General features: G+C 57.6%; 12 protein-coding genes. 10 read left to right on the plus strand and 2 right to left on the minus strand.

Annotation, left to right across the window (positions count from 1 at the left end; translation table 11 throughout):
• Nucleotides 1-169: 169 nt before the first annotated feature.
• From ACVBEG_RS20910 to ACVBEG_RS20940, 7 genes are all read left to right on the plus strand, one after another.
• On the plus strand, nt 170-1,795 hold the full coding sequence (locus ACVBEG_RS20910; protein ID WP_322278190.1) for an ABC transporter substrate-binding protein: 1,626 nt from the start codon (nt 170-172) through the stop codon (nt 1,793-1,795).
• A 426-nt stretch (nt 1,796-2,221) separates the two neighbouring features.
• The gene (locus tag ACVBEG_RS20915; protein WP_322278189.1) at nt 2,222-3,598 is read left to right on the plus strand and encodes an OprD family porin; all 1,377 of its coding nucleotides are present in this window, start codon (nt 2,222-2,224) and stop codon (nt 3,596-3,598) included.
• A 92-nt stretch (nt 3,599-3,690) separates the two neighbouring features.
• The gene (locus ACVBEG_RS20920) at nt 3,691-5,286 is read left to right on the plus strand and encodes an ABC transporter substrate-binding protein (RefSeq protein WP_322278187.1); all 1,596 of its coding nucleotides are present in this window, start codon (nt 3,691-3,693) and stop codon (nt 5,284-5,286) included.
• Nucleotides 5,287-5,361: 75 nt separating this feature from the next.
• Nucleotides 5,362-6,372, plus strand: a complete 1,011-nt coding sequence (locus ACVBEG_RS20925) for an ABC transporter permease subunit (protein ID WP_322278185.1) — start codon at nt 5,362-5,364, stop codon at nt 6,370-6,372.
• 10 nt (nt 6,373-6,382) lie between these two features.
• Nucleotides 6,383-7,294 carry an ABC transporter permease subunit gene (locus ACVBEG_RS20930; RefSeq protein ID WP_322278183.1) on the plus strand — a complete coding sequence of 304 codons (912 nt, stop codon included), beginning with the start codon at nt 6,383-6,385 and terminating at the stop codon, nt 7,292-7,294.
• A 10-nt stretch (nt 7,295-7,304) separates the two neighbouring features.
• Entirely contained in the window at nt 7,305-8,276 is a 972-nt protein-coding gene (locus ACVBEG_RS20935; protein WP_322278181.1) for an ABC transporter ATP-binding protein, read from the plus strand.
• Complete coding sequence (locus ACVBEG_RS20940; protein WP_447108274.1) at nt 8,273-9,244, plus strand: peptide ABC transporter ATP-binding protein; 972 nt, start codon at nt 8,273-8,275, stop codon at nt 9,242-9,244. The genes ACVBEG_RS20935 and ACVBEG_RS20940 overlap by 4 nt, the downstream gene beginning before the upstream one ends.
• A 71-nt stretch (nt 9,245-9,315) precedes the next feature.
• Here the strand turns inward: ACVBEG_RS20940 and ACVBEG_RS20945 are convergent, their stop codons facing one another.
• Together ACVBEG_RS20945 and ACVBEG_RS20950 are read right to left on the minus strand one after the other, a co-directional pair.
• The gene (locus ACVBEG_RS20945) at nt 9,316-11,697 is read right to left on the minus strand and encodes a PepSY domain-containing protein (RefSeq protein WP_447108275.1); all 2,382 of its coding nucleotides are present in this window, start codon (nt 11,695-11,697) and stop codon (nt 9,316-9,318) included.
• Nucleotides 11,698-11,814: 117 nt separating this feature from the next.
• Nucleotides 11,815-14,070: a TonB-dependent receptor gene (locus ACVBEG_RS20950; protein WP_322278173.1), complete on the minus strand. Its 2,256-nt coding sequence runs from the start codon at nt 14,068-14,070 to the stop codon at nt 11,815-11,817.
• A 111-nt stretch (nt 14,071-14,181) separates the two neighbouring features.
• Between ACVBEG_RS20950 and ACVBEG_RS20955 the strand changes: the two genes are divergently transcribed.
• From ACVBEG_RS20955 to ACVBEG_RS20965, 3 genes are all read left to right on the plus strand, one after another.
• Nucleotides 14,182-14,862 (plus strand): Fe2+-dependent dioxygenase, encoded by a 681-nt coding sequence (locus ACVBEG_RS20955; protein ID WP_322278171.1) that lies wholly within the window; start codon nt 14,182-14,184, stop codon nt 14,860-14,862.
• A gap of 3 nt (nt 14,863-14,865) precedes the next feature.
• Nucleotides 14,866-15,636 carry a tetratricopeptide repeat protein gene (locus tag ACVBEG_RS20960; RefSeq protein ID WP_447108276.1) on the plus strand — a complete coding sequence of 257 codons (771 nt, stop codon included), beginning with the start codon at nt 14,866-14,868 and terminating at the stop codon, nt 15,634-15,636.
• A 204-nt stretch (nt 15,637-15,840) separates the two neighbouring features.
• Nucleotides 15,841-17,091: an alpha-xenorhabdolysin family binary toxin subunit A gene (locus ACVBEG_RS20965; protein WP_447108277.1), complete on the plus strand. Its 1,251-nt coding sequence runs from the start codon at nt 15,841-15,843 to the stop codon at nt 17,089-17,091.
• The last annotated feature ends 1 nt before the right edge of the window (nt 17,092 follow it).

The raw sequence follows: 17,092 nt of genomic DNA on the forward strand, positions 1-17,092 counted from the left end.
ATAGGCACGAACGTACATGAATGCGACATTCTTGTACGCTCGTACCACTGTTTGACGATTCCTTGGCGCCACCATCTTGCTTTGGGTACGGCCCCTGCATAAGTATCGGCAGGATCGACTCACGAGGTCGCACCCTCTATCTAAAAAATGACAACAACATGAGGCCACCATGCTCAAAAACGCGGTCATTCCGTTTCTACTCAGCGCAGGTTTGATTGCCAGCGCTCCCTTCGCCCAAGCCGCTACCAACCTGGTGTTTTGCTCCGAAGGCAGCCCGGCCGGTTTCGACCCAGGCCAATACACCACCGGCACCGACTTCGACGCGTCAGCCGAGACCATGTTCAACCGTCTGAGCCAGTTCGAGCGCGGGGGCACTGCGGTCATTCCAGGGTTGGCGACCAGTTGGGACATTTCTCCTGACGTCCTGACCTACACTTTCCATCTGCGCGACGGGGTGAAGTTCCACACCACGCCTTACTTCAAGCCGACGCGTGACTTCAATGCCGATGACGTGCTGTTCACGTTCAACCGCATGCTCAACAAAGACGATCCGTTCCGCAAAGCCTACCCGACCGAGTTCCCGTACTTCACCGACATGGGCATGGATACCAATATCGATAAGGTCGAGAAACTTGACGACCACACCGTCAAGTTCACGCTCAAGACTGTCGACGCTGCGTTCATCCAGAACATGGCCATGAGCTTCGCGTCCATTCAGTCCGCTGAATACGCCGCGCAGTTGCTCAAGGAAGGCAAGGCTCAGGACATCAACCAGAAGCCGATCGGCACCGGTCCGTTTGTGTTCAAGAGCTACCAAAAAGATTCGAACATCCGTTACACCGGCAACAAGGATTACTGGAAGCCTGAAGACGTCAAAGTCGACAACCTGATCTTCGCCATCACCACCGACCCGTCGGTGCGTATGCAGAAGCTCAAGAAAGGAGAATGCCAGATCACCCTGTTCCCGCGCCCAGCCGATCTTAAAGCGCTCGAAGCGGACAAAGAGCTGAAAATGCCGCACCAGGCAGGTTTCAACCTCGGCTACATCGCTTACAACGTCATGGACAAGATCAAGGGCAGCGACACGCCAAACCCGATGGCCCAGCTGAAAGTACGTCAAGCGCTGGACATGGCGGTGAACAAACAGCAGATCATCGATTCCGTGTATCAGGGTGCGGGCCAACTGGCCGTCAACGCCATGCCGCCGACTCAATGGTCGTATGACACCACCATCAAAGATGCGGGCTACAACCCTGAGAAAGCCAAAGCGCTGCTCAAGGAAGCCGGCGTTAAAGAAGGGACCGAGATCACTCTGTGGGCGATGCCGGTTCAGCGTCCGTATAACCCCAACGCCAAGTTGATGGCCGAGATGCTCCAGTCCGACTGGTCTAAGATCGGTATCAAGGCCAAGATCGTCACGTACGAATGGGGCGAGTACATCAAACGCGCCAAAGCGGGTGAAAACGGCGCGATGCTGATTGGCTGGAGCGGCGATAACGGTGACCCGGACAACTGGCTGGGCACCCTGTTCGGTTGCGACGCACTGAACGGCAACAACTTCTCGAAATGGTGTGACAAACCGTACGACGCCATCATCAAGCAAGCCAAGGCAACCCCGGATCAGGCCAAGCGCACCGAACTGTACAAGCAGGCGCAACACCTCCTCAAAGACGCCGTGCCGATGACGCCTATCGCGCACTCCACCGTCTACCAACCTATGCGCAGCAACGTGCAGGACTTCAAGATCAGCCCATTTGCTCTGAACTCCTTTTACGGTGTGAGCGTTAGCAAGTAAGGGTGTTGTCACTGCGCTGTTATACACGGCGCAGTGACATCCACTTCCGGGACTTATAGAAACTCAGGTCAGTTGGGTAACTGCCGAATCGGCAGTTACCCACACTCTCTAGGTATGTTTCCTACAAGTTCTGAAGCACTCGGGACTATTTACTGGACGGCCTGACGAACATACCTTCGAAGGCTTATGGCTTTGCTATTGGCGAACATAACTGAGTGATCAGAGCACACGTCTGGATCACGGATGTTCCGTCGTCGTTTGCTCGATATTCACGCTGGGGCGAGATCTTCGCTTCCGGCAACGCTATTCCGGCGATTTGATGCCTTGCGTGCACAGAGGCATTGAAGCGTGCGCTAGCCGTGTTCCATCAAGCCAGATCACCCATAAGACTGGCCCTTATAAAAGTAGTAAAGGGAGCTTCATATCGTGAGAAAGACCAGTACCGTTCTATTAGCCGTGTCCGTTACCACCTTGGGCGCCATGGCTCATGCAGAAAACGCCAGCCAGGCGTTCGTCCCGACAACGTTGAGTACCTCCAACGCTCAAGACGGCGCCAAAGGCTTTATCGAAGACCAGCATCTGACAGGATCCACCCGTAACTTCTACGCACGGGAACGCAGTACGCGCGAAGACCTCTTCAGCTATCAAAAAAACGGCCAAAAAGTTCCCACCAACCGTCGTGATACCTGGACCCAAGGCACCATCTTCAACTACACCTCGGGCTTCACCGAAGGCACGGTCGGGATTGGCACTGAAGTCGCCATTTACAACGAAGTCGCGCTTGAAGCGGGCCATGCGCGTATCGCCGGCGGCGGAAACCGTACCCTCACCGATAGCAACGGTGATGCCGTCGACCAATGGAGCAAAATGGGCCTGGGCAACGTCAAGGCGCGTATTTCCAACAGCACATTGACCGCCGGTCGCCAGTCCATGAACACGCCGGTCATTGCCTACATTGGCAACCGTGCGCTGCCTTCGAGCTTCAACGGTTTCAGCCTGCTCAGCGAAGAGTTCAACAACCTGTCATTTCAGGCGGGCAGTTTCGACCGCGTATCGCCGCGTACCGAACAGAGCATGACCCGATTCCGCTCCGAGTACGCCAGCAGCACCGCCACCGCCGACCGCCTGAGCATGGCCGGTGTTGACTACAAACCCTCCAAAGCCCTGACGGCCAGCTTCTACGCATCTGACCTGGAAGACTTCTGGAAGCAGTACTACGTCGGCATCACTCACGACCTGGGTGACACCTCGATCGTGGGCCTGACCACCGGGTTCAACTACTACAAAACCAAGGACTCAGGCCAAAGCAAACTCGGCGCGATCGACAACGACACCTTCAGCCTGTCGTTCACCGCGACTCACCTTGCGCACAGCCTGACCTTCGCGTACCAGGAAGTGGCCGGTAACGAGTACTTCGACTACGCCCACGAGACCAACGGTATTTTTCTGGCCAACTCCCTGCTCTCGGACTTCAACGGACCGAACGAAAAATCCTTCCAGATCGGTTACGTGCTGAACATGGCTGCGTACGGCGTACCAGGGCTGAAATTCAATGTGTACGAGGCTCGTGGCTGGGGCATCGACGGTACTCACTACACCGGCACTGCCTACGACGTGAAAAAGATGGACGGTGAGAAACACCAGGAATACGGGATCGGCACCAGCTACACCCTGCAGAATGGCCCACTCAAGGACACCACTGTGCGCGCGACTTACACCACCCACCGCGCCAGTGAGAACCAAGTCGACGGCAGCCTGAACGAGTTGCGTCTGGTGACCACGATTCCATTCAACATTCTTTAAATCGTCGATAGCGCCTTGTGCGGCTGAAACCCGGAGCCCTCCGCAATCAGCCGCACAGGCCATCACCGCTCATGTGTTTACGGAGGGTCTATATGAAATTGCTTTCTCTACGAACCTCGATTGCGTTAGCTCTGCTCAGCGTCGCCGTCAGTGTTTCAGCCAAACCCCTGGTGGTCTGCACCGAGGCCAGCCCTGAAGGTTTCGATATTGTGCAGTACTCGACGGCCGTCACAGCCGACGCCTCGGCGGAAACTATCCTTGATCGACTGGTAGCGTTCATACCCGGCACCAGCGATACCGCACCGGGTCTGGCCGAACGTTGGGACATCAGCCCGGACGGCCTCAGCTATACCTTCCACTTGCGCCACGGGGTGAAATTCCAGACCACTGATTACTTCAAGCCGACGCGTGAGATGAATGCCGATGACGTCCTGTGGAGCTTCCAGCGTCAACTGGACCCGAAGCACCCATGGCATGATAAATCACTCCTCGGATTCCCCTATTTCGAGAGCATGGGTTTTAATGACCTGCTCAAAAGCGTCGAAAAACTCGACGACTACACCGTCAAGTTCGCCCTGTCCCGTCCTGAATCTCCTTTCCTGCGCGACTTGGCAATGCCCTTTACGTCGATCTACTCAGCCGAGTACGGCGATCAATTGCTCAAGGCCGGTAAAACCGGCGAGCTGAACAGCAAACCTATTGGCACCGGCCCGTTCATCCTGGTTCGCTACGCCAAAGACGCACAGGTCCGTTTTAAAGCCAACCCTGACTACTGGAAGGGGACTGTGCCCAGCGAAGCGCTGATTTTCGCCATCACGCTCGACAACAATACTCGCCTGCAAAAGCTCAAGGCTAACGAGTGCCAGATCGCGCTTTATCCAAAACCTGACGACATTGCCAGCATCAAGGCTGACCCCAATCTCAAGATTGACGAGATGGAAGCCATGATGACCAGTTACATTGCGATCAATACGTCACACCCTTATTTGAGCGATGTGCGGGTGCGTGAAGCGATCAATATGGCCTTCGACAAAAAAGCCTATATCAGAGCCTTGTTCGGTGAAGGCAAAGCCACCGAAGGGGTCAACCCGTATCCGCCAACGCTTCTCGGCTACGCTGCAGATATCCAGAATCCACCTCGTGATCTGGACAAGGCCCGCGCACTATTGAAAGAAGCCGGTGTCCCAAAAGGGCAGGTGTTCACCCTGTTCAGCCGTAACGGTGGTGCCGTCACCAACCCGAATCCGCTGGTCGGCGCTCAGATGCTGCAATCGGATCTGGCGCAGATAGGTATCAAGGTGGATATTCGCGTTCTGGAATGGGGCGAGATGCTTAAGCGCGCCAAGAACGGAGAACATGACATGGTGTTCGCCGGCTGGGCAGGTGACAACGGTGACCCGGACAATTTCCTGACACCGATCCTCAGTTGTGACGCCGCAAAAAATGGTGAAAATTACGCTCGTTGGTGCAACAAGGCATTCGAAGAAGCTATCTCCAAGGCACGCGCGACGACCGACCCCGCAGAACGAGCCGTACTCTACGAGCAAGCCCAGCACATTTTTCACCAGGAACAACCGTGGATAAGTTTGGCCCACCCCAAACTGTTTACGGCGATGCGCAAGAATGTCGAGGGCTATCACATCAGTCCGCTGACCAATAACAACTTCGCCACCACTCGGGTGAAGTAGATAAAAACACCGGTGCCGCTCGTAACCCGAGCTTCACCGGGGCACGCCTAACCGGCTGATGAGGTACACCAGAAGATGTTTAGTTTTATTGCCCGCCGCGTGGGATTGTTGATACCCACCTTCTTCGGCATCACCCTGCTGACCTTTGCCTTGATTCGCTTGATCCCGGGTGATCCGGTCGAAGTCATGATGGGGGAGCGCCGGGTCGATCCGGAAATGCACGCTCAAGCCATGGAACGTCTTGGCCTGAACAAACCCCTGTATGCGCAGTACCTCGATTACGTCGGCAAGCTCGCCCACGGCGATCTCGGCGAATCGTTGCGCACGCGCGAAAGCGTCTGGACGGAGTTCACCGCGCTGTTCCCCGCCACCCTGGAGCTGGCGACTACCGCGCTGATTTTCGCGGGCATCCTGGGCCTGCTGGCCGGGGTGATCGCGGCACTCAAGCGGGGATCGCTGTTCGACCATGGGGTCATGGGCATCTCCCTCGCGGGGTATTCGATGCCGATCTTCTGGTGGGGCCTGATCCTGATCATGTTCTTCTCGGTATCGCTGGGCTGGACCCCCGTGTCCGGGCGCATCGACCTGCTGTACGACATACCGCCGAGAACCGGCTTCATGCTGATCGATACGTTGCTCAGTGATGAAGCAGGCTCCTTCCTAGATGCCCTGCATCACTTGATTCTGCCGGCCATCGTGCTGGGCACCATCCCCTTGGCGGTGATCGCCCGGATGACTCGCTCTTCGATGCTCGAAGTGCTGCGTGAAGACTATGTGCGTACCGCCCGGGCCAAAGGCCTGTCGCCGGCGCGGGTAGTGTTCGTTCACGGCCTGCGTAATGCGCTGATCCCGGTACTGACTGTATTCGGTCTGCAAGTCGGCACACTGCTGGCGGGTGCGGTACTGACCGAAACGATTTTCTCCTGGCCCGGTATCGGCAAGTGGCTGATCGAAGCCATTGGCGCCCGGGACTATCCCGTGGTGCAAAACGGCATCCTGTTAATCGCCTGCCTGGTGATTCTGGTCAACTTCGTGGTGGACATCCTCTACGGCTTTGCCAACCCACGCATCCGTCACCAGCGCTGAGATCATCCTAATGAGCACACCTACTCCCGTGGTAGCAGTCGATCAAAGCCTGCTGTACCCCTCGCCGTACAAAGAATTCTGGCAAGCATTTGCGCAAAACAAAGGCGCCGTTGCCGGTCTGATATTCATGACCTTGATCGTGTTCTGTGCCCTTTTCGCCCCGTGGGTCGCGCCCCATGACCCCACCGAGCAATACCGCGACTTCCTGCTGACCCCACCGGTCTGGCTCGCAGGCGGCCAATGGCAATTCCTGCTCGGCACCGATGAATTGGGCCGCGACCTGCTGTCGCGTCTGATCACAGGCTCGCGCCTATCGCTGCTGATCGGTTTGTCCTCGGTGGTCATGTCATTGATTCCGGGGATTCTGATGGGCCTGCTCGCCGGGTTCTTCCCGCGTATTCTCGGCCCGTCGATCATGCGCCTGATGGACGTCATGCTGGCCCTGCCATCGCTGCTGCTGGCTGTAGCCATTGTCGCCATCCTCGGCCCTGGCCTGATCAACACCATCATCGCAATTGCTGTCGTGTCCCTGCCTTCGTACGTGCGCCTGACCCGTGCCGCAGTGATGGGCGAACTGAACCGCGACTACGTCACTGCTGCCCGTCTGGCCGGTGCCAATCTGCCGCGCTTGATGTTCATCACCGTGCTGCCTAACTGCATGGCGCCGCTGATCGTACAAGCGACCTTGAGCTTTTCCTCGGCGATTCTCGATGCCGCGGCTCTGGGCTTCCTTGGCCTGGGCGTGCAACCGCCAACCCCTGAATGGGGAACCATGCTGGCGTCGGCCCGTGACTACATCGAACGCGCCTGGTGGGTCGTAAGTCTGCCCGGTCTGACCATTTTGCTCAGCGTGCTGGCAATCAACCTGATGGGTGACGGACTGCGCGACGCGCTGGACCCGAAACTCAAGAATGCCGCCTGAGGAGATTCGTATGTCACTTTTAGAAATCAAGAATCTCAACGTTCGCTTCGGCGACGCCAAGGCCGTGCCGGTTGTCGACGGCCTGGACCTCAGCGTGGAAAAAGGCGAAGTACTGGCCATTGTCGGCGAATCGGGTTCCGGTAAATCGGTCACCATGATGGCGCTGATGAGCTTGATCGATCCACCCGGCGTGGTCTCTGCCGATTCCCTGAGCTTCGATGGCCAGGAACTGCTCAAGCTCAGTGCGCGTCAGCGTCGACGGATCATCGGCAAAGACATGGCGATGGTCTTCCAGGACCCGATGACCGCACTCAACCCCAGCTATACCGTGGGTTTCCAGATCGAGGAAGTGTTGCGCCAGCACTTGAACATGTCTGGCAAAGCCGCACGCCAACGCGCACTGGAACTGCTGGAGAAAGTAGAGATCCCCGGCGCTGCTGCTCGCTTGCACGCCTACCCGCACCAACTGTCCGGCGGCATGAGCCAGCGTGTGGCGATTGCCATGGCGATTGCCGGCGAGCCGAAACTGCTGATCGCCGACGAACCGACCACGGCGCTGGACGTGACCATTCAGGCACAAATCATGGACCTGCTGCTGAGCCTGCAAAAAGAGCAGGACATGGCACTGGTGCTGATCACCCACGACCTGGCGGTAGTCGCCGAAACGGCCCAGCGCGTGTGCGTGATGTACGCGGGGCAAGCCGTTGAAATCGGTCAGGTGCCGGGGTTGTTCGACGTCCCCGCTCACCCTTACAGCGAAGCCTTGCTGGCCGCGATCCCCGAACACAGCATGGGCGCAGAACGTCTGGCGACACTGCCCGGCATGGTGCCAGGACGTTATGACCGACCACAGGGCTGCCTGCTGTCACCGCGCTGCCCCTACGTGCAAGACAACTGCCGGACACAGCGTCCAGGCCTGGACTCGAAAGCCCATAGCCTTGCCCGCTGTTTTTACCCGCTGAATCAGGAGCTGGTGTTATGAGCGTCGTTCTTACCGCCCGCGACCTTACCCGTCACTACGAAGTATCCCTTGGCCTGTTCAAAGGGCACGCTCTGGTTCGCGCCCTTAACGGCGTGTCCTTCGAGCTGGAAGCTGGCAAGACCCTGGCGGTGGTCGGCGAATCGGGCTGTGGCAAGTCCACCCTGGCGCGCGCCCTGACCCTGATCGAAGAGCCCTCCTCCGGCTCGCTGAAAATCGCCGGGCAAGAAGTTACCGGTGCCAGCAAAGCCGAACGCAAACAGATGCGACGCGACGTGCAGATGGTGTTCCAGAGCCCTTATGCATCGCTTAATCCACGGCAGAAAATCGGTGATCAGTTGGGCGAGCCGTTGCTGATCAACACCAATCTGACCCGTGCCGAGCGCCGGGAAAAAGTCCAGGCGATGATGCAACAGGTCGGGCTGCGACCCGAGCATTATCAGCGTTACCCGCACATGTTCTCTGGCGGTCAGCGCCAACGTATCGCCCTGGCGCGCGCCATGATGCTGCAACCCAAGGTGTTGGTGGCGGATGAACCGACCTCCGCGCTGGACGTTTCGATTCAGGCGCAGGTACTCAACCTGTTCATGGATTTGCAGAAGGAGTTCAATACCGCTTACGTGTTCATCTCCCACAACCTGTCGGTGGTGCGTCACGTGGCCGACACGGTACTGGTGATGTACCTCGGACGTCCGGCGGAGATGGGACCCAAGGAAGAAATTTATAACCGGCCACTGCACCCTTATACCCAGGCACTGCTGTCGGCGACCCCGACTATCCACCCGGACCCGCTGAAGCCGAAGATCAAAATCATCGGTGAACTGCCCAACCCGCTCAACCCGCCAAGAGGCTGCGCCTTCCACAAGCGTTGCCCCTACGCGACCGAGCGCTGCACTATCGAAGAACCAGCCCTGCGTCTGCTGGACAACCGCCAGGTTGCCTGCCATCACGCAGAACAGTTCATCGTGTGACGGACTGAAGGCGGTGTGTCAACCACACCGCCTTCGCGAACGTTTGACGCGGTGTGTCTGACACACCGCGCTCAATACACATCCCGTCGATAACGCCCCTGCTCGACTAAACTCGCGACCTCTAGCGCCCCTAGCACGTCGACCAGTACATCTTCGACACCCATTGCCATGCCTTGCAGGCTGCCGCAGATATAAATGACCGCGCCTTCAGCCATCCACTTGCGCAACTCATCCGCGGATTCACGCAAACGGTCCTGCACATAGATTTTCTCGGCCTGATCGCGAGAAAACGCCAGGTCCAGTCGTGCCAGATCACCTGCCGCCAACCAACCTTGCAGCTCCTCTCGGCAATTAAAGTCGTGGGCGATATTGCGCTCGCCGAACAACAGCCAGTTGCGTTGCTGTCCTTGGGCAATGCGCGCTTTAAGCAAACTGCGCAACCCCGCCAGACCCGTGCCGTTGCCCAGCAGGATCATCGGCACCGCCTCGCGTGGCAGATGAAAGCTGCTGTTTCGTCTTAGACGCAGACTGATGGACGCGCTGAGCGTGGCCTGCTCAGTCAGCCAGCCTGAACCCAGCCCAAGGCGGCCATCTGCATGCACTTCCTGACGAACGATGAGCTGCAGGCTGCCGTCCGCCGGAATCGACGCGATGGAATATTCGCGTACGACAGCACTGTCAGGCGGCAGCACTTCGACCAGGTCCCCAGCGTCCCACTCCTGCGCAGTCGGTGGCGTCAGGCTCAGCAAAAACACCTTCGAACCTCCACTGCCGGGGTTCAGCCACTCACGTCGGCTCAATGTCCAATGGCTGAACGCCGGTGCCTGCCAAGCCATCGACGGCGCGCTACCGGTCAATTCCCCGAGCTGCCGTTGCCACTGCTGCAGCGCGACGCTGTCAGCACTGTCGACTTCAATCGGCGCGAACAGCGTGTTACCGCCGCGCTCGGCCAGCCAGCCGTGCAAGCGTCTGGCGAAGCCGCAGAAATGCTGATACTGGCGGTCGCCCAGGGCCAGCACCGCGTAGTTCAGGTTACTCAGCGACAAGGGCTGGCCGAGCAACGTGCGCTCGAAGCCTCGAGCACTGTCTGGTGCCTCGCCGTCACCAAAAGTGCTGACGACGAACAAGGCATTGTGGCTTTGCTTCAAATCCTGCGCCGTGATGTCCGCCAAGCGCTGTACACGCACCGGCAAGCCCGTCGCCTGTAGCTGCCCGGCTGTCTGCCACGCCAGCTGTTCAGCGAAACCGCTTTGGCTGGCGAAGCCGATCAGCCAGGCAGGCGCGTCGCTGGCCGTGCCGACATCTCGCATCAGTTGGCCACGCGCAGTTTTGATCTGGCGTTTCTTGCGCCGACGGTCTAGGTACAACAACCACCCGGTGATAAAAAACAGCGGCATCATCAGCGATGCAACCGTCACCACCACGCGCCCGACGATCCCGAAATAACTGCCCACGTGCAGCGCATAATTGCTGATCAACACCTGCGCGGAGAGGCTCTTGTCGGCATAGCGGGATACGGCGCCGACCTTACCCGTGGCCGGGTCGAGGGTGATCTGGTTCAGGGCTCGCGGGTGCGGCGAATCCTTGAGCAGGTAATAGACCGTCGCTGCCTGCCCCGCCACAGGGGGCAGTCGCAGGTTCCAGCTGCTCAGTTCAGGGCCTGCGACGCTTTGAATACTGGTCCACACCGCAGGGTAGTCAACCATCGGCAACGGACCTTCTGCTGCCGGCTGCCCACGACTTGGGCGACCGCCGCCGCCCTTGCGCTGCTCGCCAGCGGGCGCGTCGCCCAGCAGTTTAGTCACACCGTTGCTGTACCAGTCGTAGGACCACATCAGGCCAGTCAGCGCTGACACCAGATAGAACACCAGGCACCACGTGCCCAAAACCGAGTGCAAATCCCATTTGAAACCTCGGCCTTTTTTTGCCCAGTCCAGGGTCAACCAAATGCGCCAGTTCAAGGCTCTGCGCGGCCAACGCATATAAAGACCAGACAGACATAAAAACACCAGAATCAAGGTGCTGGCAGCGGTGACCTGCTTACCGAACTCGCCCAACACCAGGCTACGGTGCAACTGCAGATTCAGACCGAAAAAATCCTGCCCGAAGACCTCTCCCTGCAATTGGCCGGTGTAGGGGTCGAAGTACTTCAGCTCGCCACGACGCTCCCCCGGCGGCGGCGTAAATGCCACCCGTGCAGCCTTGTCACTGTCGGCATCGACCCACAGCGAAGCGACCACCTTGCCCGTCTGAGCCTCAAGTTTGCTGACCAGTTCAACCGGCGATAAAACCCCTGAGACGCGTTGCTCCACGCGTAACTGACTCGGGTTGAGCGCCTCCAATAGCTCGTCCTGAAACGAGTTGATCGCCCCCGAAACACCCATCAAGGCCAGGACCAGTCCGGCGCTGATACCAAAGAACCAGTGCACCTGAAACAGGTTTTTTTTCAACACCGTGGCTTACCTCACTCAACCGCTGCGGCACATCACGCGCCCAGGCAGCATGCATTCTCGATTGCACAGGCAAGCGCCCGGGTCACGTAAATGAACCGGGCGTTGAATGACCATGGCTTAGAAGTGGAAATTGACACCCATCAGCGCGGTACGACCGGCCGCAACGTGCGCGTAGTGGGTCTGGAACACCTGATCGAAATAACGCTTGTCGGTCAGGTTCTGCACGTTGAGCTGCAAGTCGACGTTCTTGGTCAGGCGATAGGTCGCCATCGCGTCATAGCGCCAGTAGGACGGGACTTCCACCGAGTTGGCTTCGTTGCCGAAACGTGAATCGACGAAGGTGGCTCCAGCGCCGAGGGTCAGTTTCGGCATCACGTCATAGGTCGACCACAGATTGAAACTGTTACGCGGGGTGCTTGGCATGTGATTGCCCTGGTCCGCCGCAAGGGTGGTTTTGACCAGTTCGCTTTCCATGTAGGTGTAGCCGCCGTAGACCTTCCACTTGCGGGTGATGTTGCCGGCGTAAGTGAACTCCAAACCATCGACGCGCTGTTCGCCATCCAGGACCTGGACGGTCGCGTTATCCGGGTCGTTGATGCGGGCGTTGGTTTTTTCGGTGCGGAACAGCGCAGCGGTTAACGACAGGTCATCGTTAAAGAAGTCCCACTTGGTGCCCACCTCATAGCTGCGGTTCTTTTCTGGCTCGAGATCGGCGTTGTTGGCGGCGATTTCCAGACCACCGTTACCGCTGGTTTCACCCGCCGGGTTGCTGGAGGTGGACCATGCCGCGTAAACGCTGCCGTTAGGCAGTGGCTTGAAAACCAGGCCAACCTGGTAGTTCAGCAGCCCGCTGGTTTTCTGCCGGGAAAAGGTGCCGGCAGACGTGGTGCGCCCGGCAGTCGCATACCCGCTGGACTCAACGTCGTAGTGGTCATAGCGCAGGCCTAGGTTGAGCGACCATTGTTCGTCGAACTTCAGGGTATCGAACACATACGCAGCGCTGGTTTTGGTGTCGGTATCGGTGAACGCCTGACTGTCCGTGATGGTCCCGTTCCACGCGTCACCGGGCGTCGGGTTGTACAGGCTGGTGCAATCGCCGGACGCCAGCAACGCCGATGAGCATGTCGATGCCATGGCGCCGCCGCTGGCGTTGAGCACGTTGTAGTTGCGGTTGTGGGTGTCCTGATAGCTGAACTCCAGCCCGGTCACCAGGCTGTGCTCAATGAAGCCACTGTTGAACCTGGCGCTCAGGTCCGTCTGGTTGACGAAGCCGCTGGAGGTCGAGTTACGGCTTTTGGCCGAGCGCGAAACGGTTCCGTTTGCCACGTTGCCACGGCTGTCGTCCGGATTAGTGACGATGTAGTCCAGGGTCGAGCGCGACATGCGGAAGCTGTTGGACACCGTCAGGCTGTCGTTCAGGTCGTGCTCGATCCTGATCGTACCGCTGTCGTTGGTGCTTTTGCGGTAATCGCGATCAGTCAGGCCATAGAAATTGTCCTTGCTGACGCTTGCGGGTTTGTCGACATTGTATTTGCTGCGGGCGGTACCGCTATTGGTCAACGGGATGCCGTAGTCCGGCATGTCATTGGTGTCCAGATGGTAGTAGTCGACCCTCACCCGGGTATCGGTGCCCAAGCCAAACGCGAAGGATGGCGCCACGCCCCAGCGGCTGACGTCCACAGCATCACGGCCAGCCACGTTGGCCTCGTGCTTCATCAGGTTCAGGCGGAACGCTGAGGTGTCGGTCATCTGCTGGTTGATGTCCAGCGTATAACGTTGGGTCTGGTCGGAGCCGAAGGTGTAGCCGCCGTTATAGGCGTCTCCCAAGTGGGCGCCCTTGGTGATCAGGTTCAAGCTGCCACCGGTAGAACCCGCTCCGGTGAACGCCGAGCCTGGACCCTTGCTCACTTCCACCGATTCGATGTTGAAGATTTCGCGGCTTTGCGCGGCGATGTCGCGCATACCGTCGATAAATACGTCGCTCTCGGCGTTGAAGCCGCGAATGATCGGCCGGTCGGCGGCGGGATTACCGCCCTCGCCTGCTCCAAAGGTGATGCCGGGCGTGGTGCGCAATGCATCGGCCAGACTGGTGGCCCCGGTGTCGCGGATGACTTGTTGCGGGATCACGGTGACGCTCTTCGGCGTCTCGCGCAATGGAGCGGTGTATTTCTTCGACGCGGAGTCGTCGGCCTTGTAAGCCGTGTCTGTCTGCTCGCCAGTGATAGTGGTGGCACCCAGAGCAACGGCCTTGTCCTCAGTACTCTCAGCCGCCTGAGCCATGTGGCCCACGGACATCGTAGCGATGGCCACGCCGACCGCTGAAGCCAGTGAACGCGACGAGTTGGCAGAAGATTTTAGTTGTTGGCACGACATGGTGAGTTCCTTCCCCAAGGAGTTAAGGCGAAGGAATATAGTGCAAACAGGTATTACTATCAATTGAGATAGATTATTATTCGCAATCTTTCTTCCTACAGGTTCTGCGGCATGCTCCTACATATTCCCGGCTTATTTTCTCGCGAAGAGGTGCTGCGCATCCGCAAGGCTCTGGAGCAGGCGGACTGGGCAGACGGTAAGGTCACTGCGGGCTACCAATCGGCCAAGGCCAAGCACAACTTGCAACTGCCCGAAGGCCACCCGTTGGCGATCGAGATCGGCTCCGCCCTGCTGGATCGACTGTGGGCCAATCCGCTGTTCATGTCGGCAGCCCTTCCGCGCAAGGTGTTTCCCCCGCTGCTTAACTGCTACACCGCCGGTGGCAGCTTTGATTTCCATATCGATAACGCTGTGCGTCAGGCCAAGGGCAGCCCGGAGCGGGTGCGTACCGACTTGTCGTCCACCCTATTTTTCAGCGACCCTGATGAGTACGACGGCGGCGAGCTGGAAATTCAGGACACCTACGGCACCCGCCAGATCAAACTGCCTGCTGGCGATCTGCTGCTCTACCCCAGTACCAGCCTGCACAAAGTCAATGCGGTGACTCGCGGCGCGCGTTACGCCTCGTTCTTCTGGACGCAAAGCCTGGTTCGTGAAGACAGCCAGCGTGCGCTGCTGTTTGAAATGGACAATGCAATCCAGCAACTGACCCAGGACGTGCCCGATCATCCTTCACTGATCCAGTTGACCGGCACTTACCACAACCTGCTGCGCCGTTGGGTCGAGGTGTGAAGCATGACCTTCTCCCTGCTACGTGAAGAAACTGTGGACGGCGACCAGCTCAGCGCGATGCTGGTGCAAAACCCCGTACGCGCCGCACAAGCGATCCTCAGCGCGGCGAAAGCCAACTTCGTCGACGCTCAGGCGTTGCTGGGACAGATTCTGCTCGACGGCAATGGTATCGAGCGCGACCCGGAGCTGGCGGTGACCTGGTTTCAGATTGCGGCCAGAAACGGCCATGTCATGGCGCAGAACATGTTGGGGCGCTGCCATGAACATGGCTGGGGCTGCTGCGCCAGCCCGCTTAAAGCAGCCGCGTACTATCAAGCGGCCGCTGACGCCGGGCTGGACTGGGGGCTATATAACCTGGGCAACCTATTGGCCACCGGGCGTGGCGTTACCCAGGATCAGCAACGCGCGCTGGCCTGTTACCGCCAGGCAGCCGAATGGGGTCACGCCAAATCCATGAACCTGGTAGGCCGCTATCTCGAAGAAGGCTGCGTCTGTCCCGTTGACCTGCCAGCCGCCCATGAGTGGTATCGGTGTTCGGCCGAAGGCGGCGACTTTCGCGGCCAGTTCAGCCATGCCGCGATCCTTGCGGACAATGGGAAAGTCGACGAAGCCTTGCATTGGCTAGGCATCGCCCTGGAGAACGGCAATCTGAATTTTCTGCGTGTGAGCAGCACGACGCTATCAGGCGCGGCACATTCGGAAATAAGAGCGTTGGCGGTCAAGTACCGCGAACGGATAACGGCACGTGAAAACTCGCTGAAAGTACATAATTAAATAACACACTTCGCTCCCTATAATTACACTTACTCGATAACTACTTACTTCCTACATTCCACGCCCCTTTTTCCATTTTGACACCCCTGCGTGCACGCTCTACTCTCTTCATCAGCAACTAATCAACCCACGAAAGTATTCACAGTGCTCTGTCGAGACTCTCTCTACGAGCCTCATGGATAAACATCAAAAGGAATTAACAGTATGAGCAATGAAGCCCTGTCTTTAAACGGTATAACCGACGATGAACTGGATAAGCTAGCCGATAATGCCGCGACGATACCCGCCGAATTTGTTGGTGCCTCGACCGGCGCCATGAAGGGCGTCAATCGTCCTCCTGGCATCGTCGTGACCAAAGAGCAGATTATCAGTCTACGGCATTACGAATTGCAGGCACTGGCGCTGCCAACGACACTGCAGGACGTAAAAAACTATTTGAAATATGACACCGGTGACGGTGCCGACAACGGACTAGAGCCAGAAGACTTCCAGAAGAGTTTCCTGCTTATCCACAAGCATGCGCAACGCTGGGACCCGCTACGGACGCAACTTAAACTCGTGGGCGGTGAGCTCCGGCTATTTGCCAAAGATATGCAAGTGTACGGCGATTCCATGGAGAAGGTTAACGACGACATCGAGCAGATGAAGGTACTGAAGGAGTACTCCATCGAAACCCTTGAAGATGTGAAAAAGCTCGAACTCGATCTGGGGGACAAATTTCCTGGCATCCTGCTCAATGAAGCGGACAAAAAAACCGCTTCGGACTTTTCCTTTTATCTGGGGCAAATCCTTGAAACGGTTGAGGCGCGCAAGAACGACGCCGAAGCGATTAAGAAACAACTGGACGATTTTAGCCGTGACTTGAGCATCTATGTGCTCCCCGAGATACAAAAAAAAGTACGTCTGATCGACACCAGCTCGCTCCCTGAATTGACCATGCAACTGACGGCCACCATTGAATTACGCGCCCAAGAAATTGACGAGCTCAATAAAGCCTATGGCGAAGGGGTCAAAAAGGCTATTACTACGGCGCTCGCCGGCGGTGGTTTGATCTTGGGTATCTATTTCGGAATCGAGGCGGACAATATACGTAAGCAGCGAAATGAGCTGATGAAAAAACAGGCACTCGATATTCAGGAGCTTCAGAAGAAGAACAACGTTCTCGGTTCATTAAGCCGTGTCAAATTCGACATGCAAGACTTACAAACCGTTGTATTGGACGCTGATGTCGCCACGCAAAATTTACGACACTCCTGGAACTCGGTTTATCAGTTTATCGAGCGTTCTCATTTACACACGCAAAAAATCGATAATGCGTTGAGTGTTCGCCGTTTCATGACCCGTTTCCAACAAGTTATTGAACCGTGGTCTGATATCGAAAAAGAAGCTTCATTTCTGTTGGAAATATTTAACGAAGCGGATGAAGAATACAAACGAATTTATGGAGAGCAATAAG

Source organism: Pseudomonas sp. GG8 (assembly GCF_052976945.1).

Bases quoted from the DNA above. Each gene is read 5' to 3' on its own strand.
- ACVBEG_RS20925 (WP_322278185.1), top strand. From the start codon at position 5,362: ATGTTTAGTTTTATTGCCCGCCGCGTGGGATTGTTGATACCCACCTTC.
- ACVBEG_RS20935 (WP_322278181.1), top strand. From the start codon at position 7,305: ATGTCACTTTTAGAAATCAAGAATCTCAACGTTCGCTTCGGCGACGCC.
- ACVBEG_RS20910 (WP_322278190.1), top strand. From the start codon at position 170: ATGCTCAAAAACGCGGTCATTCCGTTTCTACTCAGCGCAGGTTTGATT.
- ACVBEG_RS20960 (WP_447108276.1), top strand. From the start codon at position 14,866: ATGACCTTCTCCCTGCTACGTGAAGAAACTGTGGACGGCGACCAGCTC.
- ACVBEG_RS20930 (WP_322278183.1), top strand. From the start codon at position 6,383: ATGAGCACACCTACTCCCGTGGTAGCAGTCGATCAAAGCCTGCTGTAC.
- ACVBEG_RS20950 (WP_322278173.1), bottom strand. From the start codon at position 14,070: ATGTCGTGCCAACAACTAAAATCTTCTGCCAACTCGTCGCGTTCACTG.
- ACVBEG_RS20965 (WP_447108277.1), top strand. From the start codon at position 15,841: ATGAGCAATGAAGCCCTGTCTTTAAACGGTATAACCGACGATGAACTG.
- ACVBEG_RS20940 (WP_447108274.1), top strand. From the start codon at position 8,273: ATGAGCGTCGTTCTTACCGCCCGCGACCTTACCCGTCACTACGAAGTA.
- ACVBEG_RS20955 (WP_322278171.1), top strand. From the start codon at position 14,182: ATGCTCCTACATATTCCCGGCTTATTTTCTCGCGAAGAGGTGCTGCGC.
- ACVBEG_RS20920 (WP_322278187.1), top strand. From the start codon at position 3,691: ATGAAATTGCTTTCTCTACGAACCTCGATTGCGTTAGCTCTGCTCAGC.